Origin of the sequence: Streptomyces anandii JCM 4720 (assembly GCF_014650655.1) — a bacterium.
Classification (GTDB): Bacteria; Actinomycetota; Actinomycetes; order Streptomycetales; family Streptomycetaceae; genus Streptomyces; species Streptomyces anandii.
The window spans coordinates 41,273-64,065 of the sequence record NZ_BMVJ01000016.1 but is presented as its reverse complement, the minus strand read 5'-3'; the positions used below and the strand labels follow the sequence as shown (position 1 = coordinate 64,065).

Annotated in this window: 19 protein-coding genes and 2 pseudogenes; 7 read left to right on the top strand and 14 right to left on the bottom strand. The window is 73.8% G+C overall.

Annotation, left to right across the window (positions count from 1 at the left end; translation table 11 throughout):
* Positions 1–85: 85 nt before the first annotated feature.
* On the top strand, positions 86–1,135 hold the full coding sequence (locus IE249_RS25530; RefSeq protein WP_189708299.1) for a lytic polysaccharide monooxygenase auxiliary activity family 9 protein: 1,050 nt from the start codon (positions 86–88) through the stop codon (positions 1,133–1,135).
* A 64-nt stretch (positions 1,136–1,199) separates the two neighbouring features.
* Here the strand turns inward: IE249_RS25530 and IE249_RS25525 are convergent, their stop codons facing one another.
* Positions 1,200–2,060 (bottom strand): esterase/lipase family protein, encoded by an 861-nt coding sequence (locus tag IE249_RS25525; RefSeq protein WP_189708298.1) that lies wholly within the window; start codon positions 2,058–2,060, stop codon positions 1,200–1,202.
* 175 nt (positions 2,061–2,235) lie between these two features.
* On the bottom strand, positions 2,236–2,682 hold the full coding sequence (locus IE249_RS25520; RefSeq protein ID WP_189708297.1) for a MarR family winged helix-turn-helix transcriptional regulator: 447 nt from the start codon (positions 2,680–2,682) through the stop codon (positions 2,236–2,238).
* A gap of 100 nt (positions 2,683–2,782) precedes the next feature.
* On the opposite strand from IE249_RS25520, the gene IE249_RS25515 reads away from it, so the two are divergent.
* Positions 2,783–3,157, top strand: coding sequence for a cupin domain-containing protein (locus IE249_RS25515; RefSeq protein ID WP_189708296.1), 375 nt, complete (start codon positions 2,783–2,785; stop codon positions 3,155–3,157).
* A 1-nt stretch (position 3,158) separates the two neighbouring features.
* On the opposite strand, the gene IE249_RS25510 is transcribed toward IE249_RS25515, so the two are convergent.
* Both IE249_RS25510 and IE249_RS25505 read right to left on the bottom strand, forming a co-directional pair.
* A complete protein-coding gene (locus tag IE249_RS25510; RefSeq protein ID WP_189708294.1) occupies positions 3,159–4,133 on the bottom strand; it encodes a DNA polymerase Y family protein in 975 nt (324 codons plus the stop codon).
* Positions 4,130–7,771 carry a DNA polymerase III subunit alpha gene (locus tag IE249_RS25505; protein ID WP_189708292.1) on the bottom strand — a complete coding sequence of 1,214 codons (3,642 nt, stop codon included), beginning with the start codon at positions 7,769–7,771 and terminating at the stop codon, positions 4,130–4,132. The genes IE249_RS25510 and IE249_RS25505 overlap by 4 nt, the downstream gene beginning before the upstream one ends.
* 156 nt (positions 7,772–7,927) lie before the next feature.
* Here IE249_RS25505 and IE249_RS25500 point away from each other — a divergent pair, with 156 nt between their 5' ends.
* Positions 7,928–9,037: an ABC-2 transporter permease gene (locus IE249_RS25500; RefSeq protein WP_229859258.1), complete on the top strand. Its 1,110-nt coding sequence runs from the start codon at positions 7,928–7,930 to the stop codon at positions 9,035–9,037.
* A gap of 117 nt (positions 9,038–9,154) precedes the next feature.
* On the opposite strand, the gene IE249_RS25495 is transcribed toward IE249_RS25500, so the two are convergent.
* The 6 genes and pseudogenes from IE249_RS25495 to IE249_RS25470 form a co-directional block, all read right to left on the bottom strand.
* A complete protein-coding gene (locus IE249_RS25495) occupies positions 9,155–10,234 on the bottom strand; it encodes a S1 family peptidase (RefSeq protein ID WP_189708290.1) in 1,080 nt (359 codons plus the stop codon).
* Between the two features lie 351 nt (positions 10,235–10,585).
* Entirely contained in the window at positions 10,586–11,491 is a 906-nt protein-coding gene (locus IE249_RS25490) for a S1 family peptidase (protein ID WP_189708288.1), read from the bottom strand.
* Between the two features lie 241 nt (positions 11,492–11,732).
* Positions 11,733–12,521 carry a DUF1684 domain-containing protein gene (locus IE249_RS25485; protein ID WP_189708286.1) on the bottom strand — a complete coding sequence of 263 codons (789 nt, stop codon included), beginning with the start codon at positions 12,519–12,521 and terminating at the stop codon, positions 11,733–11,735.
* Positions 12,522–12,714: 193 nt separating this feature from the next.
* Positions 12,715–12,978, bottom strand: a pseudogene (locus tag IE249_RS25480) (LLM class flavin-dependent oxidoreductase); the annotation flags it as partial.
* 82 nt (positions 12,979–13,060) lie between these two features.
* Positions 13,061–13,234, bottom strand: a complete 174-nt coding sequence (locus IE249_RS25475; protein WP_189708458.1) for a hypothetical protein — start codon at positions 13,232–13,234, stop codon at positions 13,061–13,063.
* A gap of 42 nt (positions 13,235–13,276) precedes the next feature.
* Positions 13,277–14,524, bottom strand: a complete 1,248-nt coding sequence (locus IE249_RS25470) for a DUF5685 family protein (protein ID WP_189708284.1) — start codon at positions 14,522–14,524, stop codon at positions 13,277–13,279.
* 290 nt (positions 14,525–14,814) lie between these two features.
* Here IE249_RS25470 and IE249_RS25465 point away from each other — a divergent pair, with 290 nt between their 5' ends.
* Positions 14,815–15,252, top strand: coding sequence for a cell division protein SepF (locus IE249_RS25465; protein ID WP_189708282.1), 438 nt, complete (start codon positions 14,815–14,817; stop codon positions 15,250–15,252).
* A gap of 52 nt (positions 15,253–15,304) precedes the next feature.
* On the opposite strand, the gene IE249_RS25460 is transcribed toward IE249_RS25465, so the two are convergent.
* Together IE249_RS25460 and IE249_RS25455 are read right to left on the bottom strand one after the other, a co-directional pair.
* Positions 15,305–16,495: an acyl-CoA dehydrogenase family protein gene (locus tag IE249_RS25460; protein WP_189708279.1), complete on the bottom strand. Its 1,191-nt coding sequence runs from the start codon at positions 16,493–16,495 to the stop codon at positions 15,305–15,307.
* 185 nt (positions 16,496–16,680) lie between these two features.
* Entirely contained in the window at positions 16,681–18,285 is a 1,605-nt protein-coding gene (locus IE249_RS25455) for an MFS transporter (protein ID WP_189708277.1), read from the bottom strand.
* Positions 18,286–18,544: 259 nt separating this feature from the next.
* On the opposite strand from IE249_RS25455, the gene IE249_RS25450 reads away from it, so the two are divergent.
* Both IE249_RS25450 and IE249_RS25445 read left to right on the top strand, forming a co-directional pair.
* Positions 18,545–19,798 (top strand): putative hexosyltransferase, encoded by a 1,254-nt coding sequence (locus tag IE249_RS25450; protein ID WP_189708275.1) that lies wholly within the window; start codon positions 18,545–18,547, stop codon positions 19,796–19,798.
* A gap of 284 nt (positions 19,799–20,082) precedes the next feature.
* Positions 20,083–21,132: a phosphatase PAP2 family protein gene (locus tag IE249_RS25445; RefSeq protein ID WP_189708273.1), complete on the top strand. Its 1,050-nt coding sequence runs from the start codon at positions 20,083–20,085 to the stop codon at positions 21,130–21,132.
* Between the two features lie 41 nt (positions 21,133–21,173).
* On the opposite strand, the gene IE249_RS25440 is transcribed toward IE249_RS25445, so the two are convergent.
* The gene (locus IE249_RS25440) at positions 21,174–21,389 is read right to left on the bottom strand and encodes an I78 family peptidase inhibitor (RefSeq protein ID WP_189708271.1); all 216 of its coding nucleotides are present in this window, start codon (positions 21,387–21,389) and stop codon (positions 21,174–21,176) included.
* A gap of 461 nt (positions 21,390–21,850) precedes the next feature.
* On the opposite strand from IE249_RS25440, the pseudogene IE249_RS38480 reads away from it, so the two are divergent.
* Positions 21,851–22,075: pseudogene (locus IE249_RS38480) on the top strand (ABC transporter); the annotation flags it as partial.
* A gap of 105 nt (positions 22,076–22,180) precedes the next feature.
* Here IE249_RS38480 and IE249_RS25435 read toward each other — a convergent pair.
* A partial coding sequence (locus IE249_RS25435; protein WP_229859255.1) for a LysM peptidoglycan-binding domain-containing protein occupies positions 22,181–22,793 on the bottom strand: 613 nt, incomplete at its 5' end.

Below are 22,793 nucleotides of genomic sequence, written 5' to 3'. Positions count from 1 at the left end.
CCCCACGGGATTCGGCCCGCGGCTCCCGCCCGCGACGCCGGTTCCCCGTTCTCCCCGTATGCGGACCGTTCCGAGGAGTTCTCCCATGCCCGCACGCCGTACGGCCGTCACGCTCGCCGCCCTCGGCCTGGCGCCGCTCGCCCTGACCGCGCTGGCCGCCGCACCCGCGTCCGCGCACGGCTCCATGGGCGACCCGGTCAGCCGGGTCGCCCAGTGCTACGCGGAGGGCCCCGAGAATCCGCGGTCGGCGGCCTGCCGGGCGGCGGTCGCGGCCGGCGGCACCCAGGCGCTCTACGACTGGAACGGCATCCGGATCGGCGACGCGAACGGCCGGCACCAGGAGCTCATACCGGACGGCAAGCTGTGCAGCGCGGGCAACGAGGAGTTCAAGGGCCTGGACCTGCCCCGCGCGGACTGGCCCGCGACCGCGGTGAGCAGCGGCTCGTACACCTTCAAGTACCGCGTGACCGCACCCCACAAGGGCACCTTCAAGGTCTACGTCACCAAGCCGGGGTACGACCCGTCGAAGCCGCCGGCCTGGGCGGACCTGGATCTGACGCACCCGGTCGCGACGGCCGTCGACCCGGTCGCCTCGGGCGGCTTCTACACGTTCTCCGGCACGCTCCCGGAGCGCTCCGGCAAGCAGTTGCTGTACGCGGTGTGGCAGCGCTCGGACAGCCCGGAGGCCTTCTACTCCTGCTCGGACGTGACGTTCGGCGGCGGAAGCGGCAACGGCGGGACCCCGGGCGGCTCCTCGCCCGCGCCGGCCGCGTCCGCGCCGACCGAGCGTCAGATCGAGGACGGCGCCGGCCGGTCGACGGTCGAGCATCACGGCCACGGCGACGCCGACGCCCGTACGACCACGGACCCGACGGCCGGCGCGACCGCGTCCCCGGCGTCGCAGCACACCACGGAGCACACGCCGCAGGCCGGCGCCTCCACGGGGGCGGCGGCCCCGGCCGCCGACCGGCCGAAGTCCGACGGCGCCTCCGGCAGCCTCGCCGAGACCGGCGGCGACGGCAGCGCCCCGTACGTCGCGGTCGGCGGCGCGGCCGCCCTGGCGCTGGGCTCGGCGGCCCTGTTCGCCTCGGTGCGCCGGCGTGCGAACGGCGCCGGCGGCAGGCACGGCCGCTGAGGCGGCCGCACCCGAACGCGGGGCCTGTCCGGCGGCTCAGGCCGGACAGGCCCCGAAACGCACGTCAGCTGAAGACGGACGCGCAGGTGGTGGCGGTGGCGTGGGCCGGGTCGAGCGCGTTGGCCACCTCGTGGAAGGCGATCCGGTCGAGCAGGGCGATCGCCACGTGCTCGGACAGGTCGAGCGGGCACAGGTCCTGCAGCAGCACGTTGTGGACGTCGGAGCCGCTGAGGTACTGGCTCCGCCAGGGCGTGGCGACCTCGTCGTACTTGGTGGCGATGACCGTGTAGTGCACCCCGGGCACGGTGTCGCCGCCGTCGTTGAGCTTGGTGAGGAAGGCGGACCCGGGGATCTGGTCGGCGAGGCCGGGGGTTGCGGCGGAGATGAGGTCCTCGGCGCCGGGGAAGTACGGCAGCAGGTTGGTCAGGCCGCCGAGGGTGGCGCCGTGGTTGTCGGGCGCGAGGCCGACGAGGGCGTTCACCTTGGCGGCCCCGCCGAGGAACTTCAGGTAGTAGCGGGGCATCATGCCGCCCTGCGAGTGGCCGACGAGGTCGGCCTTGCCGGCTCCGGTGGCGGCGAGCACCTTGTCGACGAAGTCGGACAGCTGCGCGGCCGACTTGTCGATGGGGCCGAGGCCGTGGAACAGCGGGACGCCCTGCAACTGGCCGTAGTCCAGGGAGAAGACGCAGTACCCGCGGTGCTCCAGGTACGGCGCGAGGGACAGCCAGTTGTCCACGGAGTTGCCGAGGGTGCCGTGGACGAGGACGACGGGGCGGGGGTGGGCGGCGGAGGGCTTGCAGCTGTAGTCGTTCCAGCCGCTGGTCGTTGCGTCGGAGGCGGTGGCGGTGGCGGCCGGGACGGTGGCGACGGCGGCGGCCAGGAGCAGGGCGGCCAGCGGTCTGAGGACGCGCTTGATGGGCAGCATCGTGTGATCTCCTTGCGGCTCAAGGGAGGTGCGACGGCACGGTGCCCTGTGATCCGGATCACGAGGATGCTGTTCACTCGCCAAGTTACGGGCGAGTAGTGGAAGTGTGAAGTTACGGGTCAGTAAAAAACTTCCGGTGACGGCCGGGGACTGTGATAGTGGACCTGACGAAACATCACCAGGCGGGCCGCACAGGCCCATAGGGTGCGATACGCCCCAACAGCCGCCCCAGTTTCCGGACTTCCGCCTCGCCGGTGACCGCGGCCCAGGCCCGCACGGCCTCCGCGGCCGCCTCCTCCGCCGCGCGCGTGCAGTCCCACCCCCGCTCGGTCAGCACGACCAGCCGCGCCCGCGCGTCACCGGGGTGCGGCCGCCGCTCCGCGTAGCCCTTGCGCACGATCTCGTCCACGAGCTGGCTGGCCGCCTGCTTGGTGACGCCGAGGTGCGCGGCGAGCTCGGTGACCGTCGCCCCGCCGGGAGCCAGCCGCGCGAACGCGAACCCGTGCGCGGGCCTGACCCCCTCGAACCCCCGCGCCACGACCCCGTCGTGGATGCGCTGAGTGAGCTCACCGGCGACGGCGAGCAGGGCTGCGGACAGGGCCATGGCCTCGGAGTTCTGCACGACGGCATTGAAACACCCTTGACGTATTGGTCAAGGAGCTTGACCATTGGAGCAATCAAGGTAGTCAAGCAGGTTGACCATTATCCGTCGGAGGAGACCCATGCCCGTCGTCCGCCCGTCCGAAGCCGTGACCCACGAGTTGCACGGCGCCCGCTTCGTCTCGTACGCCGCCGCGCGCACCGGCGCGCGCGAACTGGCCGCCTGGCGCGGCGAGATCCCCGGGGGCACGAAGGCGCCCGCCCACACCGTCAGCCACGAGGAGATATTCCACCTGCTCGAGGGCGAGCTGCTGGTCACCCTCGACGGCCGCACCGAGCGGATCGCCCCCGGCGACACGGTGATCGTCGGTCCCGGCACGCTGTTCACCGTCGAGAATCCCACGGACCGCACCGCCGTCTCCTGGGTGACCACGTCCCTGGGGCTTCGGGCCCGCCTGGAGGACGGCACCCGGCTCACCCCGCCATGGGCCTGCTGAGTCAGGCGGCCAGCGTGCCCGGGATCACCGCCCGGGGGCCGAACCTGGCCCGCGCGCGGTCGGCGACCTCCTCCAGACGGCGGACCTTCTCGTCCACGGGGTCGAAGGTGAGCTGGTGGGAGGCCTGTTCGGCGGGGGCCAGGCCCTCGGCGCGCAGGGCGAGCACGCGGACCCGGGCGCGCTGGAGGCCCAGGGCCTCGTACATGGCGTACGCGGCCCCGGTGAGCGCGGCCGAGTGCGCGGTCGGCTCCGCGAGGGTGCGGGTGCGGGTGGTGGCGGACCGGTCGGCGTAGCGCACGGTGAGGGTCAGGGTGCGGCACACCTTGCCGACGGCGCGCAGCCGGGCGCCCAGCTCCTCCGCGGCCGACAGCAGCGCCGCGCGGTGGCGGCCGGGGTCCAGTTCGTCGCGGTCGAAGGGGCGTTCGGTGGCCAGGGACCGGGAGACGCCGTTGGGGACGACCCGGCCGCGGTCGACGCCGTTCGCCTTCTCGTGCAGTTCGCGGCCGGTCCGCGCGCCGACCAGGCGCTGGAGCGTGGACAGGGGTGCGGCGGCGACCCGGCCGAGCGTGTCCAGGCCGTACTCGTCCAGGGTGCGGGCCGTCGCCGTGCCGACGCCGGGCAGGGCGGTGACCGGCAGCCCGGCGAGGAACTCCGCGATCGCGTCCGGGTCGCCCGGCACCGCGCGGGTCAGCCCGGCGCGGGCGCCGCGCAGGGCCATGCGGGCCAGCATCGGGCCCGGTCCGGCGCCGATCGCGCAGTCGACGCCGTGCAGCGCGAGGGCGCGGACCCGGATCACCGACGCCAGCTCGACCGCGTCCCGCCCGAAGTACCGTTCGGCGCCGCGCACATCGGCCAGCGCACCGTCCGGCGGCAGCGCCTCGACCACCGGGGTGAACTCCTCCAGGAGCCCGAGCAGCCCCGGCAGGGCCGCCTCGCTCGCCGGCGGCAGCTGGAAACGTACGCAGAGGATGGTCATCCCGCACTCCCCGGACTCTGGTGCCACAACTTCCTTCCGCTCGCGGGTCCTTCGCCCGCGGGCCGCAGATCCGCCCATGGGTGCATCTCGTAGCCGGTGGGCATGCGGATGCTGCGGGCGCGGGCGTCCTCCATCGGGTCCCGCGCCGCCGAGCCGGCCGGGGCGGGCAGGCCGTCGGAACCGGCGAGCCGGGCCCGCCGCGCGCCCTCGCCGCCACCGCCCGCGCGTGCACCCGGTTCGCCTCCCGCTTCTGCGTCCGGCCCTCCAGCGGCTCCTCCGTCCGGCGGTCCGCCCGGCCGGGCCAGCCGGGCCGCGACCTCCTCCAGGCCGCCCTCGGCACGCAGTTCGGCCAGTTCGGCGAGGTTCCAGACGGCGGAGCCGACCACGCTGAGGCTCCGCGGACCGCGCCGCTGCACCACTCCGCGCACCAGCAGCAGCCAGGAGTGGAAGACGGTGTGCGCGCAGGCGTCGTGGGAGTCGTCGAAGAAGGCGAGGTCGACCAGGCCGGTGCCGTCGTCGAGCGTGGAGAAGATGACCCGCCGGCCGGAGCGGACCGGTGGGGTCTGGGTGGCCGCCTTGGCGCCCGCGACCAGCACGGTCTCGCCGTGCCGCGCCTCGCGCAGCCGGCGCGCGGAGACCACGCCCAGCTCGGCCAGGAACTCCCGGTGGTCGTCCATCAGGTTGCGCGAGGCGTCCATGGACAGCACGCCCAGTTCGGCGCTGAGCCGCTCGGCGTCGGTGAGGTCGGGCAGCCCGGCCGCGGCGGTCTTCCGGCCGCCGGCCAGGGGCAGTTGGCCGCCGCCCGCGCCCCGGGCGCCGCGGTGCAGCTCGGTCAGGTGCAGTTGCAGGTCGCGGCGGTTGGCGCCGAACGCGTCCAGCGCGCCCACCTGGGCGAGCCGTCCGGCGACGGGCCGGCTCGGCCGGGCCCGCTCCCAGAAGTCCAGCAGCGAGGCGTAGGGCTGTCCGTCCGCGATCCGGGCCGCCTCGGCCTCGCTGATCCCGTGCACGTCGCAGAGCGCCAACCGCAGCCCCCACTCCTTAGATTCAGACACCAGTTCGATACGGTGTGCGACTCCCGACCTGTTCACGTCCAGCGGCAGGATCGGCACCCCGCGCCGCCGCGCGTCCGCCAGCAGCAGCCGCTTGGGATACATCCCGGGGTCGTGCGTGAGCAGCCCCGCGTAGAAGGCGGCCGGGTGATGGGCCTTCAGCCAGGCCGACTGGTACGTCGGCACCGCGAAGGCCACCGCGTGCGCCTTGCAGAAGCCGTACGAACCGAAGGCCTCGACGATCTCCCAGGTGCGGCGAATCGTTTCCGCGTCGTATCCCTTCGCCGCCGCGTGCTGGGCGAACCACACCTTGATCCGCCCCTGCGACTCCGGGTCGGACAGCCCGCGCCGCACCCGGTCGGCCTCGTCGCGTCCGCAGCCGGTCATGAGGTGCACGATGTGGATGATCTGCTCGTGGAAGACGACGACGCCGTACGTCTCCCGCAGCGGTTCCGCGAGGTCCGGATGCGGATAGCGCACCGGCGCCCGCCCGTGCCGGGCCTCGATGAACGGCCGCACCATGTCGGCGGCGACCGGCCCGGGCCGGAAGAGCGAGATGTCGACCACCAGGTCGTGGAAGGTGGCCGGCTGGAGCCGCCCCACCAGGTCCCGCTGGCCCGGCGACTCGATCTGGAAGCAGCCGAGGGTCTCGGCCGAGCGGATCAGCCCGTACGTCGCCGGGTCGCCCTCGGGCACCGCGTCCAGGTCGATCCGCTCCCCCGTGGCCCGCTCCACCTCCGCGACCGCGTGCGCCATCGCCGACTGCATCCGCACGCCCAGCACGTCCAGCTTGAGCAGCCCGAGGTCCTCCACGTCGTCCTTGTCGAACTGGGACATGGGGAAGCCCTCGCCGCTGGTGGGCATGACCGGTGTACGGGAGAGCAGGGAGGCGTCGGAGAGCAGCACCCCGCACGGGTGCATGGCGACCCCGCGCGGGAGGGCGTCCAGCGCCTCGACCAGCTCCCAGAGCCTGCCGTACCGCTCCTTCTCCCCCGCCAGCGCCCGGAGTTCGGGCAACTCCTCGAGGGCCGCGCGGGCGTCACGGGCGCGGATGTGCGGGAAGGACTTGGCGACCCGGTCGATCTCGGCGGGGTCCATGGACAGGGCCGCGCCCACGTCCCGGATCGCGTGCCGCACGCGGTACGTCTCCGGCATGGCGACCGTGGCGACCCGCTCGGTGCCGAACCGGCCGATGATCGCGCGGTAGACCTCCAGGCGGCGCGCGGACTCCACGTCGACGTCGATGTCGGGCAGGACCATCCGCCGCTTGGACAGGAACCGCTCCATCAGCAGCCCGTGCTCGACCGGGTCGGCGTGGGCGATGCCGAGGAGGTGGTTGACGAGGGAGCCCGCGCCGGAGCCGCGGGCCGCGACCCGGATGCCCATTCCCCGTACGTCGTCCACGACCTGGGCGACGGTGAGGAAGTAGGAAGCGAAGCCGTGGTGGGCGATGATGTCCAGCTCGTGGTGCATCCGCTCCCAGTAGTCGCGCCGGCCCGCGTAGCCGCGCAGCACCATGCCCGCGGCCGCCCGGGAGGCGAGCGTGCGCTGGGCGGTGCGGCGGGCGGCGCCGACCAGGTGCGGCTCGGGGAAGTGGACGGTACCCATGCCGAGGTCGTCCTCGGGGTCGACCAGGCACTCGGCGGCCGTGGCCCGCGTCTGCTCCAGCAGCCGGTGGGCGGCCTCGCGCCGGAAGCCCGCGGCCTCGACGATCCGCTCGGCCGCGTGCAGCATGGCGGCCGGGTCCTTCAGCCAGGCCTCGCCGGAGTCCAGCTCCCGGCCGGCGTCCACGGGGACCAGCCGGCGGGCGGCGTCCAGGATGTCCGCGACCGGGCCCTGGCCGGGGTCGGCGTAGCGGACGGCGTTGCTGAGCACGGGCCGCACCCGCTGCTCGGCGGCGAAGCCCACGGTGCGGGCGGCCAGGCGCAGCGAGCCGGGCCCGGTGCCCTTGCGGCCGTGCCAGACGGCCTCCAGGCGCAGGGCGTCGCCGTAGACCTCGCGCCAGGGGACGAGGAGCCGCGCGGCCCGGTCGGGGCGGCCGGCGGCCAGCGCCCGGCCGACGTCGGAGCCGGGACCGAGCAGCACGGTCAGGCCGTCGGCGTGGTTGTCGGGCCAGTCGAGCAGCGGGGTGCCGGACGAGGATCCTCCCTGCCCGGGCGCGGCCGGGGGCCCGGCGGACGCGTGGGCGGCGCTGACCAGGCGGCACAGATCGGCCCAGCCTCGGGCGCCGTCCCGGGCGAGGAAGGTGACGCGCGGGGTCGACTCGTCGATGAAGGCGCCACCGCGCACCGGGGCCCGGCGCCGCTCCGCCCGCCCCTCCCGGCCTGCGGACGCTCCCCGCCGCCCGGGCGCCCCTTCCCGTACGGGCTCGGGGCCGGCCACCGCCAGTTCCGCGCCGAACAGCGGGCGCACCCCGGCGGCCGCGCATGCCTTGGCGAAGCGGACCGTGCCGGCGAGGGTGTCGCGGTCGGTGAGCGCGAGGGCGTCCATGCCCCGCTCGGCGGCGCGCTCGGCCAGCCGCTCCGGGTGCGAGGCGCCATAGCGCAGGGAGAACCCGGAGACGGTGTGCAGATGCGTGAAGCCCGGCACCCGCACCTCCCGCAGCCGTGAGCCCGCGACGGGCTCTCGAACATCAGTTCCCTACTCTCTCCTCCCCACCATACCCCCATCACCGAACATGTGTACGACATCCGTTCGGGCGTGTCCCACCTGCGCAAACGGTGCCCGCCACGGAGCGTGAAGGGCATGACACACCCCCACGCCCACCGGCGTCTCAGCCCCTTCCGCGAGGAGGTGCGGGACGCCGTCACCCCGCGGGCCACGCTGCTCGTGATCGGCGTGGTCGCGCCGCAGGCGGCGGCCGCGCGGACCACGGCCCGGCTGGAGCGGCTGCCCGGCTCGTCCCTGGACCCGCGCGAGGTGGCCGGGGAGGCGGCGGCCCGCCGGCAGATCCTGCACCGGGACATCGACGGCGCCCTGCTGGTCGACCCGGCCGGCACCACCGACACCCTGCTGGTCGCCTCCGGCGGCGGCACCGTCCTCGCCACCACCCTGGAGAACCTGCTCACCGCCGTGGAGCGCACCGAGAAACGGACGGTACGCACGGTCGACGTGGCCCCGGCCTCCACCGGAGACTTCGACGGACTGTCGTCCTTCTATCTGGTCGTGGGCTGGAGCGTCGGCGGATACCTGTGCGCCTCGATCCTCGCCATCAGCGCCGGGGCGCGGGCCGCCAACCCGCGCCGCGCGGCGATCCGGCTGGGCGCGATGGCGCTGGTCGCGGCCGTCGGCGGGCTGGGCGGCGCGGTCATCGTGGGGCCGGTGCTCGGCGCGCTGCCGGGCGGTGTGCTCCAGCTGTGGGGGCTCGGGGCGCTGGTCACCTTCGCGGTGGGCGCCGCCACCCTGGCCCTCCAGGGGATCTTCGGCATCGTCGGCATCGGTCTGGCGATCCTGCTGGTGGTGATCGCGGGCAACCCGAGCGCGGGCGGCGCCTTCCCGCTGCCGATGCTGCCGCCGTTCTGGCGGACGATCGGCCCGGCGCTGCCCCCGGGCGCGGGTACCTGGGCGGCCCGCTCGATCGCGTACTTCCGGAGCAACGCCCTGACGTCCTCACTGCTGGTGCCGGCGGCCTGGGCGGTCGCCGGGGTGGTCCTGACGCTGCTGGCGGCGTGGTCGCGGCAGAGACGGCAGCGACAGGAACAGGAAGCGGGGCAAGGGGAACAGAGGCAGGAGCGGTCGTACGAGCCGGAGCCCACCGGGGACGGCGCGAGCGGCCGGCCCGATGAGCCCTCCCCTCGCGGCGCCCCCGGCCGGCCCGGGAACGACACCTTCACCGATCCGGACCGCGCCGACTGACCGACGCGAAGACCCCGCCCTCTCGTGCGCTCGCGCGCGAGGACGGGGTCTTCGCGGATCCCGGAGGATCCCGTGGGGGTCTCGGGGGTCGTTCAGTGGCGTCAGCGGCGGATGGGCTCAGCCGATCCGACTCCCGGTCGCCGACAGTGCCTCGGTGACCGGCTGGAAGAAGGTCTCGCCGCCGGAGGCGCAGTCGCCGCTGCCGCCGGAGGTGAGGCCGATCGCGGTGTCGCCGTCGAACAGCGAGCCGCCGCTGTCGCCCGGCTCGGCGCACACGTCGGTCTGGATGAGCCCGCTGACCGTGCCCTCGGAGTAGTTCACCGTGGCGTTGAGGCCGGTGACCGTGCCGCTGTGCACATGGGTGGTCGAGCCGCTGCGGGTGACCCGCTCGCCGACGGTCGCCTCGCCCGCCTTGGCGATCGGCTGCGAGGAGCCGTCGTAGAGGTCGACCGCGCTCGGGTGGTCCACGCTCGCGGTGTACCTGACCAGGCCGAAGTCGTTGCCCGGGAAGCTGGACTGCGCGTTGGCGCCGATCACCTGGCCGCTGGAGTCGGACCAGGTGGAGATGGCCTGGGTGCAGTGTCCGGCGGTGAGGAAGTACGGCTGCCCGTCCTTGACCACGTTGAAGCCGAGCGAGCAGCGCCCGCCGGAGCCGGTGATGGCGTCACCGCCCGCGACGAAGGGTTTGAACTGTCCCTTGGAGCGCTTGAGTTCGGCCTTGGCGCCGAGTCCGCCGACGACCTCGGAGAGCTTGGCCCACTCCTCCTTGGAGACCGTCCGGTCGGCGGTGACGACGACCTTGTTGGTGACGGGGTCGGTCGCCCACGAGGTGCCGGGGATGGTCGCGTCCTTCTTCAACGTGGTGCGGGCGCCCTCGAGTTCGGCGAGGGAGTTCGTCACGACTCTCGCCCTGGCCCCGGCCGACTCGACCGCCTTGGCCGCGCTCTCGTCGAGCACGTTGACCACCAGGCTCCTGTCCCGCGCGTCGTAGTACGTGCCCGCCGCGTCGGCACCGAGGTCCTTCAGCAGGGTCGAGGCGAGCTTTCCGGCCGCGGGGGCGGACAGGACCCGGGCCGTGGGGGGCTTGGCGGGCTCACTGGCGTTCGCACTCTGGAAGGTGAGACCGGCGGCGACGAGGGCGGCGATGCCCGCGCCCGCCACGGCCGCTCGGCGCCGGGGTATGCGTCGATGCTTCAACTTGCTTCCTCCTGTGGGGGGTCGGCCCGGGAGGTTGTGGGGACCTCGCGGGCCGGAAGGCGGTTGAACGGCGCCTACTATTCCCAGGCCCGCGGGGAGCACACAAGGTCGAGTTCTGGACGCACGTACGTCAACCGGCGTACGCCCCCTAGGCCTTGACCGTCCGAGGTCGTCAAGGCCGCGTTCGCACTGCAAACACTGTGTGCGGGCAACCGGTCAACCGTCCGTGAGGTCCGGCCCTGTCCTGAAGTCGACGCCGGGAGACACCGGCAGACACCGGCAGACATCGGCAGACATCGGAAGCCGAGCGAGAGCCCCCGCACGCCGGTCGCGCGCGGGGGCTCCGGGACGTCAGTAGACGTGGACCCCGTAGGCGCTCAGTGCCTCGGTGACCGGCTGGAAGAAGGTCGTGCCGCCGGAGGAGCAGTCGCCGCTGCCGCCGGAGGTCAGGCCGTAGGCGATGCCGCTGTTGGAGTACAGCGGGCCGCCGGAGTCGCCGGGCTCGGCGCAGACCGTGGTCTGGATGAGGCCGTAGACGACGTCACCGCCGCCGTAGTTGACCGTGGCGTTGAGCGCGGTGACGCGGCCGCTGTGGATGCCGGTGGTGGAGCCCCGGCGGTAGACGGTGGTGCCGACCGACGGGGTGGCCGCGCTCTTGATGTCCACGCTGCCCACGGCGCCCGACTTGGTCACCGAGCTGTTGGTGTAGCGCACGATGCCGTAGTCGTTGCCGGGGAAGGAGGAGCCGGCGGTGGTGCCGAGCGTGGTCGAGTGCGAGGAGTTCGACCACCAGGTGCCGGCGCCGTCGGTGCAGTGACCGGCGGTCAGGAAGTAGTAGTTGCCGCTGGAGTCCTGGACGTTGAAGCCCAGCGAGCAGCGCCAGCTACTCGCATAGATGGCGTCGCCGCCGGAGATCAGCTTGTTGAACCTGCCCGGTGTGTGCTTGATGGTCAGGGCACCGGAGTTGGTCCCCGCCTGCTGCTTGATCCGGGCGATCTCCGCCTGGGAGACCCGGCTGTCGACGGTGACGACGACCCGGTTGGTCCTGCTGTCCACCGCCCAGGCGGTGCCCGGGACGTCGGCCTTGAGCACCGAGTCGCTCGCCTTGGTGAGCTGGGCGGCGCTGAAGGTGCCGGTGTCGGACGCGTTCGCGCTGGGGACCGCGAACGAGGCGGCGGCAACGAGGCCGGTGGCCACGGCGATCAGCCGGGTCCGTCTCGTGATGCCGCTGCGGGGGGTGGTGCGCTTGATCCTCACTTTTCGGTCCTCCACAAAGGAAGTCGGGGGCCCGCGTGGGGTCGGGGCCCGTGAGGCGCAGCCAGGGGGCGCGCGTCCGGATTCCGGACAAGCCGTGCCCCTGACAAGCGCTGAGGGGGAGTATTCGGCCGAACGGCCGGTCGGCGCAAGGGTGCCTTTCGGCCGTGCGGGCCCGTTCGTTCCGAGGGATCTGTGTGCGATAAGGGTGGTTTGACGCTCTGCCAGTAGCCGGGAAGTCGCCTCAGAGCAGGGTGCGCTCCCCGGCCGGTATCGCCAGGCCGAAGGTGTTCCCGGGCGGCGGGAAGGGGCAGACGAAGTCGTCGGCGAACGCGCACGGCGGCAGTGGGGCACGGTTGAAGTCCACCGTGGTCAGCCCCCCGGCGTCGGGGGCCTCGGCGTACGGGAAACGGAACCGGAAGCCCCCGTCCCCGCTGGTGGCGTCCGCGAACACCGCCCACAGCGAGCCGTCCGGCTGCCGTGCCGCCTTCAGCGTCCGCCGCTCGCCACCGAGTTCGAAGGCCGGCTCCGCCGGCTCCCCGGCGAGGGCCAGGCCACGGCTGCGTCCGTCCGCGTTCGGCACGCGCACGGTACGGCTCTCCCGGTACGGCGCGAAGCGCCCCGGCACCGACCAGTCCGGGTCGTACGCGGTGGCCGCGATGCCGCGGAACGCCCGGCGCGCGGGGGCACCGGGGTCGTAGTCGCGCACGCCCCACGCCCCTTCGCGGACCAGCACGACCAGCCGGCGTCCGCCCAGCGCCACCCGGGCGGACTCCACCGGACCGGTGTCCGCCTCCAGCCGCACCCGGCCGTCGAGCGGCCGGCCGTCGACGGTCAGTCCGTCCGACGTGGCCGCGGTGAGCAAGACCGCGTCGCCGTCGGCCGCCCAGGACCCGGGGATGTCCGGAATTCGACCGTCCGGATAGTCCGCGAGCCAGTGGGTGCCGGTCGGCGCGAGCGGGCCGTAGGGCGCCGACACCGTTTCGGTGCGGCGCTCGTGCCACTGCTTCCACTGGCCGGATGCGTCCGTCATGTGATCAACCCTTCCATGCGCGGCCGGGCGGCCAAACCGAGGTGTGAGCGCACTGGGGCGCCCCGGTGCCGCGTGCGCGATGCGCCCCTGTCGGCGCCGTCCGCGCGGCGGAGTCGGGCCGCGGCCGCCCGGGAGTGGCGCCGCGCGCCCCGATCCCCCGTCCGGACGACGACCGGATGGCCCCGCGGGCCGGTCACGAGGCGGCTCCCCCGGTGACGGCGTACCGTCCCGCGGGGCGGGCCAGGCCCAGGTGCTCCCGCAGGGTGCTGCCGGGGTGGAAGGCGCGGAACAGACCGCGGTGCCGGAGCAGCGCCACGGTGGCGTGGACCAGCCGCTCCGGATCGCGGCGCGGCTCGGTGGGCACCAGGCGGAAGCCGTCGGCGGCGCCGCCCTGGTGCCAGGCGGCGATCAGTTCGGCGAGGTCGACCGGGCCACCCCGGTACAGCGGCCCCCGCGCCCCGTCCGGCCGCCGGCTCACCGTCGCCCAGGTCCACACGCCGGTGACCAGTACCCGCGGGGATGTCGATGCCCGAACCGGCTCACAGCTCGGGTGCGTTGGCGGCGATGCGCTCGATCAGGCCGGTGCCGCGCGGGCCGGCCCCGACCACGACGAGCGCGGGCCCGGGCCCGGCCGACGGCCGTTCGGGCAGCTCCCGGGCATGGGTCCGCCCCGCTGCCCCGCGCCCTTCTCCGCGCCGGGCGCCCGCCTTCACACGGGCCCCTCCCCTCAGCTCGCGCAGTTGCCCTCAGCTCGTCTAACAGTCGCAGCCGCAGTCGCAACTGCAGCAGTTCCCGCAGCACTCGCAGACATCGCAGCAGTCACCGCAGTCGCCGCAGTCGCAGTTGCCGCACGCGCCTTGGCGTCGGCGGCCCGACCACGGGCCCTCGAACTCGTCGGCACAGCACACCTTGCAGGTGCAGCACACGGCGAGGGCCGCCGCACACCCGGCCCAGAAACCGCGCCGGTCCCCGGAGGGCGGCGGCGCCCCGACACCGGGGTCGTGCGGCGTGAACGGAGCCTGCGGCGGCCCGAAGGCGGCCTCGGGCGCGGTCTGGACCGCGGCTCCCGGCCCGGCCTCGGGTGCGGCCGGACCGTGGGTGTTCCCGTGCGGGTGTCCGTGTCCGCAGGAGTCCGTGCCGAAGGCGCGGTCGACCGAGCGGCCGAGCTCGTGCGCGAGGAGGAGGTGGGCGAGGCGGCCGTCCTCGAACTCGACGTCCTTCAGGGCGAGCCGGACGCCCCGCACGGCGTCGTCGGCGAGCCGGCGGGCCTCGGCGAGCGGGGTGCCGGTCGCCGTGAGCGGGTTCCAGGCGCCCGAGGCGGCGTCGGCCTCGCGGTCCTCCACGGCGTCCAGGAGGTGCGCGAGCCGGCCGAAGAGGCGCCCTGCCTCGGCGAGGGGAGCGGCGTTGCCCGGCCGCCCGGCGAGGTGAGCGGTGTGCGCGAAGGCCGCCGCGGTGGCGGTCTCGGTCGGCTCGGTGACGGTGAGGATCGGCGTGCCGGGCCCGGCGAGCGCCTCGATTCCGGCCTGCCGGTCCACCGCGTCGAGGAGTACTGCGGTGTCGAAGCCGACGCCGGCTCCGGTGCGGGCGCCCGCGCGCGACCAGCTGTCGGCGACCCTGCGGGCGGCGAGCGCCACCGGCCGGCGGCCCAGCAGCCCGTCGCGGTCGTCGATGTGGTCGCGCGTCTTGGCCGAGGCCAGCACCAGCGAGACGGCCGCGGCGAGCCGCGCGCCCTCGCCCTCGGCGACGGACGCGGTGCGCATGCCCCGCAGCGGACAGGGCCCGGCGGTCCGCCGCCGCCCGCCGCCGGAGCCGGGGCCGCCGTCCGGCCGGACCTGGGCCTCCGTCAGAACCGATATGAGGAGCCCGTCGTAGTTGGTGGCGATCCGGGCGAGCTGACCGTGGTCGCCGCGCAGCGCGAGACACAGCCCGCACAGGTGGGCCATCCACTGGGCGCTGAGATTTTTCCCGAGCCGGTGACGGCACGGCCTGACAATTCCGAACACGACGTTCCCCCGTGATGCGTACGACGCAGATCGGCCGCATCGTACCGACCCCTTCGTTCACCCGTACGCACCGTGCATCACCCATGTGCCGTGGACAATCATATTTCACTCTCAGTCAGCAGCCGTGTAGGACATGACCCTTGGGGCACACGGGCTCTCGACGGATCGGCTGTGCACCAGTACCGTCACAAACCCCCCGCACGGCGTCTATTCACTTGGCACGCCGTCCGCATCATGGATGACCATAGGGATGCGGAAAGCAGATGAGACCGCTGTGAGAGGAGGCGTCCATGGGATCGGTACGCAAGGCGAGTGCGTGGCTCGGCCTCGTCGACGACAACGATGACGAGCGCTACTACGACGACGACTACTCCGAGGGGACCGAGTCCGGGGACGCCTGGGTCACCGACCCCCGGGTGAAGGTGGCCACGGACACGGCCGAGGAGAAGGGCCGCCGGATCGGCACGGTCACGCCGGACAGCTTCCGGGACGCCCGCGCGATCGGCGAGCTGTTCCGCGAGGGCGTGCCCGTCATCGTGAACCTGACGGCCATGGAGCCGGCCGACGCCAAGCGCGTGGTGGACTTCGCGGCCGGGCTGGTCTTCGGGCTGCGCGGCTCCATCGACCGGGTGTCGACGCGGGTGTTCCTGCTGTCCCCGGCCGACACCGAGATCGTGAGCGGCGACCCGGGGGCGCACCGCTCGGACGGGTTCTTCAACCAGAGCTGAGGCAGGGCCGTACGAGCGGCCCTGCCCTGCCCGGGGCCCGCGCCCCGGGGGCTCACCGGAAGGCGTCGAGCCCGGTGAGCGCCTTGCCCAGCACGAGCTGGTGCATCTCGACGGTGCCCTCGTAGGTGAGCACCGACTCGAGGTTGGTCGCGTGCCGCATCACGGGGTATTCGAGCGAGATGCCGTTCGCGCCGAGGATCGTGCGCGCCGTGCGGCAGATCTCGATCGCCTCGCGCACGTTGTTGAGCTTGCCGAAGCTGACCTGCTCGGGACGCAGGCGGCCGGCGTCCATGCGCCGCCCCAGATGGTGGGCGAGCAGAATCCCCTTGTGCAGTTCGACCGCCATGTCGGCGAGTTTGGCCTGGGTGAGCTGGAAGCCCCCGATGGGCCTGCCGAACTGCTCGCGCGACTTCGCGTAGTCCACGGCGGCCTCCAGGCAGGAGCGGGCCGCGCCCATCGCCCCCCAGACGATGCCGTAGCGGGCGTGCGAGAGACAGCTGAGCGGTCCGCGCAGCCCGGTGACCCCGGGGAGTACGGCGTCGGCGGGCAGCCGTACGTCGTCGAGCACCAGCTCGCTGGTGACGGAGGCGCGCAGCGACCACTTGTGCTTGATCTCGGGGGCGGAGAAGCCGGGGGTGTCGGTGGGGACGGCGAAGCCGCGGATGCCGTCCTCGGTCTGCGCCCAGACGACGGCGACCCCGGCCACCGAGCCGTTGGTGATCCACATCTTGCGGCCGTTGAGCACCCAGTCGCCGCCGTCGCGCTTGGCGTGGGTGCGCATGGAGGCGGGGTCTGAGCCGTGGTCGGGTTCGGTGAGCCCGAAGCAGCCGATCACCTCGCCGGCCGCCATCCGGGGCAGCCACCGCTGCTTCTGCTCCTCGCTGCCGAAGCGGTGGATGGCGTACATGGCGAGCGAGCCCTGCACGGAGACCAGGGAGCGGATGCCGGAGTCGGCGGCCTCCAGCTCCAGACAGGCCAGCCCGTACTGGACGGCGCTGGCGCCCGCGCACCCGTATCCGCTGAGCGACATCCCGAGCGCGCCGATGGAGCCCAGTTCGCGGGCCAGCTCGCGGATGCCGGGCAGCTCGCCGCTCTCGTACCACCCGGCGATGTGCGGCAGGACCCGGTCGGCCGCCCAGCTGCGCACGGTGTCCCGGACGGCGAGGTCCTCGGCGTCCAGAAGATCGTCGATCCCCAAGGGGTCGGCGGGGTCGAACGGGGGCAACGTCGAGGACGCGGACATGGGACACCCTCCGGCAACTCGAAACTAGCAGCGCTAGTTAAATCGTGGCCCCGACGTTACGGCGCGACGCCCGCCGAGTCCACCCCACGCACCCCTGCGGGGTGCCCACGCGACACGCCACCCTGCGCGGTGCCACCGCCACACCACCCAGCACGGTGCCCACGCGGTGCGCCCCTGCGTGGCGCTCATGCCGAGACGCGGTCTCGCTCGACCTCGCGTTGGGCCGGCAGCTCCACCGGGGTCTCCTCCTCGCAGTGCATCACGCGCGGCAGCCGCAGCGCCATCACCGCGCCGAGCAGCAGCAGCCCCGCGCTCACCAGCAGCGTCACATGCAGCCCGTGCACGAAGGAGTCCCGGGCCGCGTGCCGCAGGGCGTCGCCCGCCGCGCCGCCGAGCCGCCCGGCGACCCCGTAGGCCTCGCCCAGCGAGTGCGAGGCGGACGCCGAGGCCGAGGACGGCACGCCCGGCACGTCCGCGAGGCCGGGCGCGTAGGCGGCGTTCATCACCGTGCCGAGGAGGGCGATGCCCATGCCCGCCCCGAGCTGGTAGGAGGTCTCGCCGATCGCCGCGGCCCCGCCCGCCTGGGCCGGGGGCGCCTCGCTCAGCATCGACTCGTACGCCCCGAACAGCGTCGTCTCCAGGCCGAAGCCGAGCAGCACGAAGCCGGACAGCAGCAGCGGCGCGTCGTCCTCGCCGCCCATCGCCGTCAGCAGCACCACGGCGGCCGCGGTCACGCAGAAGCCGACGCAGACCATCCGGCGCGGCCCGAACCGCCGCAGCATCCGCGCCCCCAGCAGCCCGGCCGCCATCGCGGCGAAGGTCAGCGGCAGCAGCCGCAGGCCCGTCTGGAGCGGGGAGAGCCCGAGCACCAGCTGGAGGTACTGCGCCGCGATCAGCTCCAGGCCGACCAGCGCCAGCATCGCCAGCACGATGCAGCCCACCGACGTACTGAACGCCGGCCGTGCGAACATCCCGAGGTCCACCAGCGGATGCGTGCGCCGCCGCTGACGCCGTACGAAGGTCACCAGCAGCACCGCGCCCACCAGCAGCGGCCCCAGGGTGAGGGCGCTCAGCGCCGGCTCGCCGCCGCCGAGCCGCTTCACGCCCAGCACCGTGCCGAACAGCCCGGCCGCCGCCATCACCGCGCCGACCACGTCCCAGGGGCCGTCCCGCTCACCGGTCGACTCGGGCAGCAGCAGCCGGCCCACCGGCAGGCTGACCAGCATCAGCGGAATGTTGACGAGGAAGACCGACCCCCACCAGAAGTGCTCCAGGAGGAAGCCGCCGAGCAGCGGCCCCACGGCCGCGCCGACCGCCGCGACCGCGCTCCACACGCCGATCGCGAGCGCCCGCTCGCGCCGGTCGGGGAAGACCTGCCGCAGGATCGACAGCGTGGCCGGCATGATCATCGCACCGCCGACGCCGAGCAGGCCCCGGGCGAGGATGAGCGTCTGCGGATGGTGCGCGAACGCCGCCACCGCGGAGGCGACGCCGAACAGGGCGTAGCCGAGCAGCAGGATCCGTCTGCGGCCCACCCGGTCGCCCAGCGTGCCGAAGAGGATCAGCAGCGAGGCGCAGACCAGGGGGTAGGTGTCGACGATCCAGAGCAGTTCGATGGCGCCGGGCCTGAGGTCCTCGGTGACGGCGGGCACCGCCACGTGCAGCACGGTGGCGTCCACCGCGACCAGCAGCAGGCTGACGCAGAGCACGACCAGGACGACCCAGCGATTGGCACCGGCCCCGGCCGCCCGACGGCGCGGCGTGGACGCGGCCGTGGTCGTCCCGGACATGTACGTACCTCCCAGATGAACCCTCGCGTTAGGCGGGCCGGCGGGCGGGGACTTCCCGCGGCTCGGCCGGAGAGGAGCGGTGGTCCCCGGCCCCGCGACAACACGCGAGTGACACGTCAGCGTACGCGCATTCGGCCGGGCGGCACGTGGTCCACCTCTCAGACTCCGCGGGGAACGCGTGTGGCGTACGCCACTGCCCTCCCCCTTCACCACGCCCCGGCGGGAGGTCCGGTTCCGGGTCCGGTCGATAATCGAGCCCGTGACCGATCTAGCGACGCCCGTGGCAGTGGCCCGGCCCGGTGCCCTGCGCCGGGCCGCCCCCGCGCTGCTCGGGTACGCGTCCGTACGCGTCCTCGGCCTGCTGGCGCTGGCGCTGTGGAGCGGTGCCCGCGACAAGAGCGCGTACACCCTGCTGACCGCCCGCTGGGACTCCCTCTGGTACGCCAGGGTGGCCGCGGGCGGCTACGGCTACGAGGTACGGCTCCCGAACGGCGACGTCCACTCCGACCTGGCCTTCTTCCCGCTCCTGCCCGGCCTGGAGCGGCTGCTGGCGGCCGTGACCGGAGCGTCGTACGCCGACGCCGGCTTCGTGGTGAGCCTGCTCGCCTCGCTCGCCGCGGCCTGGGGGATCTTCGCGGTCGCCGACCATGTGTACGGGGCCCGGGCCGGGGTCTGCGCGGTGCTGCTGTGGGCTGTGCTGCCGGTGGGGATCGTGCAGTCGATGGCGTACAGCGAGTCGCTGTTCACCGCCCTGGCCGCCTGGTCGCTGTACGCCGTGCTCACCGGCCGCTGGGTGACCGCGGGCGCCCTGGCCCTGCTCGCGGGGCTGACCCGGCCGGTCGGCCTCGCCGTGGTCGCGGCGGTGTGGACGGGAGCGGTCACCTCCTTCGTGCGAACCCGGAGCGCGGGCGCGGCAACCGGTGGCGCGACACGTACGGACGGCGCACTCGACGTGACACGCGCCCCCGCGCTCATGGCACGTCTCCCCTCCGCGCTCACGGCACGCCTCTCCCCCTCCCTCCGCCCCGTCGTCGGCATGCTGCTCGCGCCGCTCGGCGCGGCCGGTTACGTGCTGTGGGTGGGCCACCGCACCGGCGGGGGCCCGCTCGGCTACCTCGACGTGCAGGCCGGGTGGCGCAACGGCTTCGACGGCGGCTACGCCTTCGCCCGCTTCGTCGCCGCCAAGCTCACGTCCTTCCCCTCCGCCCTGGCAGGCCTCGCGCTGATCACCGGCGTCGGCCTGCTGATCCGGCTCTACGTCGCCGGGGTGCGGCAGCGGCAACCGCTGGTGCTGCTCGTGTACTCGGGGGTCGTCACCGCGCTCGCGCTGTGCGCGTCCAGCTACTTCGGCTCCAAGCCGCGCCTGCTGCTGCCCGCCTTCCCGCTGCTGCTTCCGCTCGCCCTCGCCCTGGCCCGGGCGCGCGTGACCCGGTCGGCACTGGTGGTGGGCGGCGTGGCGGTGGCCTCGGCGGTCTACGGGGCGTTCTGGCTGAACGGCTCCGGTCCGCCGTGACCGGGGAGTTGACCGGGGAGCCGGTCAACGAACCGATCAACGAACCGATCGGGGAGCTGATCCGATGAGCACACGGTGAATTCCATCCGAGCGTTCGGTCAACGTATTCATAAGCGCCATATAAGTGTTTGCCGGAATGATCAAAGGAAATGCAGGGCGGCGGCCCCGGAGATTGCCGAATCCGGGGATTTAAAGGCCCGTTGAGAGCAATCCCACATCACATCGTCATCACAAACCCCGTGATTCGTCCGGGAACTGAGCTCACTCGCTGTAACGTCGATTAGGTGCGTACCGAAGGAACCCTCACCCGCCTGGACCGGGTGTTCGCCAGGCTGGACCGTGAGCCGCAACGACCGGCGCACATCGACGTGCCGAGAATGAGCCGGCACCGCGTGGTGCTGTTCTCGGCGACCCTGGCGTTCTACCTGTCCATCGTCTGGGCCGTGGTGACCACCTCCTGGCTGGTCCGGCTCGACTGGCAGGTCATGTTCTTCCGGCCGTACCAGCAGTGGCCGCAGATCCACGCGTTCCTCGACTACTACGTGGTCCTCGGCCAGCGAGGCCCCACCGCCGTGATGGTGGCCGCCTGGCTCGGCTGGCGCTCCTGGCGGCAGCACACCCTGCGCCCGCTGCTGACCCTGGCCGCGTCGCTGCTGCTGCTCAACATCACGGTCGGCGCCGCGAAGCTCGGCATGGGACGCCTCGGACCGCACTACGCGACCGTCATCGGCTCCAACGAGATGGGCCTGGGCGGCGATATATTTCCCAGCGGCCACACCGCCAACGCGGTGGTGACCTGGGGGATCCTGGCCTATCTGGCCTCCACTCCGAGAGCGCGCCGATGGCTGTCGGCACTGTCCGCGGTCACCTCGCTCGGCGTCGGCCTCACCACCGTCTACCTGGGCACCCACTGGCTCAGCGACGTGACGCTGGGCTGGGCCGCGGGGCTGCTGATCCTGCTGGCGCTGCCGTGGTGCGAGCCGCTGATCGCCCGGGCCGAGACCGCGCTGTTCGACCTGCGCGACCGCTGGCGCGCCCGCCGTGGCAGCCGGGTGCCGGTGCCCGTGCCGGCCGTGCCCGTCGGGGCTCCCGTGGTGCTCAAGCCGCGCGCCCCCGTGCCGGAAGAGGCCCCGGCCGCCCGCGAGACGGTCGGGGCGGGCCGCACGGCCCGCACGCCGGTCTACCTCGCCCCGGGTCCGCACACGCCCCGCTCGGAGCGCACCCCGGTCACCCCGGCCGGCAGCCGCCGGCCGCCGCACTCCGAGCGCGTGCCGCACTCCGACCGCGTCCCGCGCGGCACCACCTCGGCCGCCCGCCCGCTGACGGGCAGCTGAGCCGGGGCCGGCCCGAAGGGATCCCCGGCCTCCCGGCCCGCTCAGCCCTTCCAGGCGCGGATCACCCGGCCCTCGGCGACCTCGAAGTTCAGCCGCCCCGCCCGGTACTCCATGGTGATGATCGCGCCGGGCGGCAGCGACCGCACCGTGGACCACCCGCGTTCGCGCGCGAGCCGCTCGGCCCGGTCCGCCGCGAGACCGACGTATCCGTCGGGATTGTCCTGGGGCTCCGCGGGCGGAGTGGGGATGGATGCCATACGCCCACGCTAGGCCCCGGCCACCGCCCGCGGAAGCCCGGCCGACCGCCGGTCACCTGGACCTCACAGGCACTTCGCCGCCTCTCCTGTCACGCTTCTGTCACAGGACGCCAACGCCCCGGCCGAGCGCACTCCGTCATGCTCCCGCACGGTTCACTCCTCCTTGCGAGGGCTTTCGAACGCAATTCCCGGACCCCTGCGGCCACCCCGTCGGGGCCATCGTGAAATCCCGCCGGAAAGCCCCGGCGGAAGGCGGCGGGAAGCGGCCGCGGAGGCCCTCGCATTCCGAATGCGCGAGCGGCCGGAGCGGCGCGGCCCCATGGGAATTTCACGGTTCCGGCACACTTCCCCCTCCTCGCCTCCCGCCCCGCGGGGGCCACGCGGGGCGGGGATGCCAGGGCTTGTAGGGCAGTTGCGGGACGTGCTGCCCGGCCGCAACGGCTCGGGCCGTACGACCGCCCCGCGCGCTGTCGGCACGCGCGCGCGTGCTGCTCGTCGACGAGCCCGCTCAGGGCATGTCACCGGCGGTGGCGGCACGGACGTACGGCCTGCTCGCGGGCGTCTACGCGTGCGTGGTGCCGGCCGAGCAGCGGCTGCCGCCCGCGCTGCGCGGCCGCCCCGGGGTGGTGGTCCACGAACCGAGCCGCGGCGCCGTGGCGTTCAGCGGCGAGGCGGGCGAGTTCGCGCGGCACGGGCAGCGGGACCGGCGAGCCCGGGGACGCGGCGACGCGACGGCCCCGTCCGGTCGGCGGACCGGACGGGGCCTGGTGTCCCTGGGGCGGGTGATCGGCTCAGAGCGCGAGGTGCTGGCCGGGCATGATCAGGTCGGGGTCGCCGCCGACGACCGACCTGTTGCGGGCGTAGAGCCGCTGCCAGGTGGTGTTGTGCCGTTCGGCGATGCCGCTGAGCGTGTCACCCGCGCGGACGGTGTAGTCGCCGCGGGAGCTCTGCCGGCCCGTGTGCCCGCTGTCGTGGCCGGGCGCCTGCGACGGCTGCCGCGCGGGGGCCTGCTTCTGCGCGGACTTGTGCGTGGACTTGGACTCGTACGACGACTTGTGCGTGGACTTCGACTCGTACGACGACTCGGACCCGGAGGACCCCGAGCCGGCCGAGGGTGCGCCGCCCGACGCCCCGGCGCGGGCCGAGCAGACCGGCCAGGCGCCCCAGCCCTGGGACTGCTGGACCCGGGTGGCGACGGCGATCTGCTGGGACCTGGAGGCCTGGTCGGCACGCGACGCGTAGGCGGTGCCGCCATAGGCGCGCCAGGTGCTCGCGGCGAACTGGAGCCCGCCGTAGTAGCCGTTCCCTGTGTTGATGTGCCAGTTGCCGCCGCTCTCGCACTGGGCGATGCGGTCCCACACGCCGCCGTCCGCCGCGTGGGCGTTGCCGGTCGCGGCCAGCACT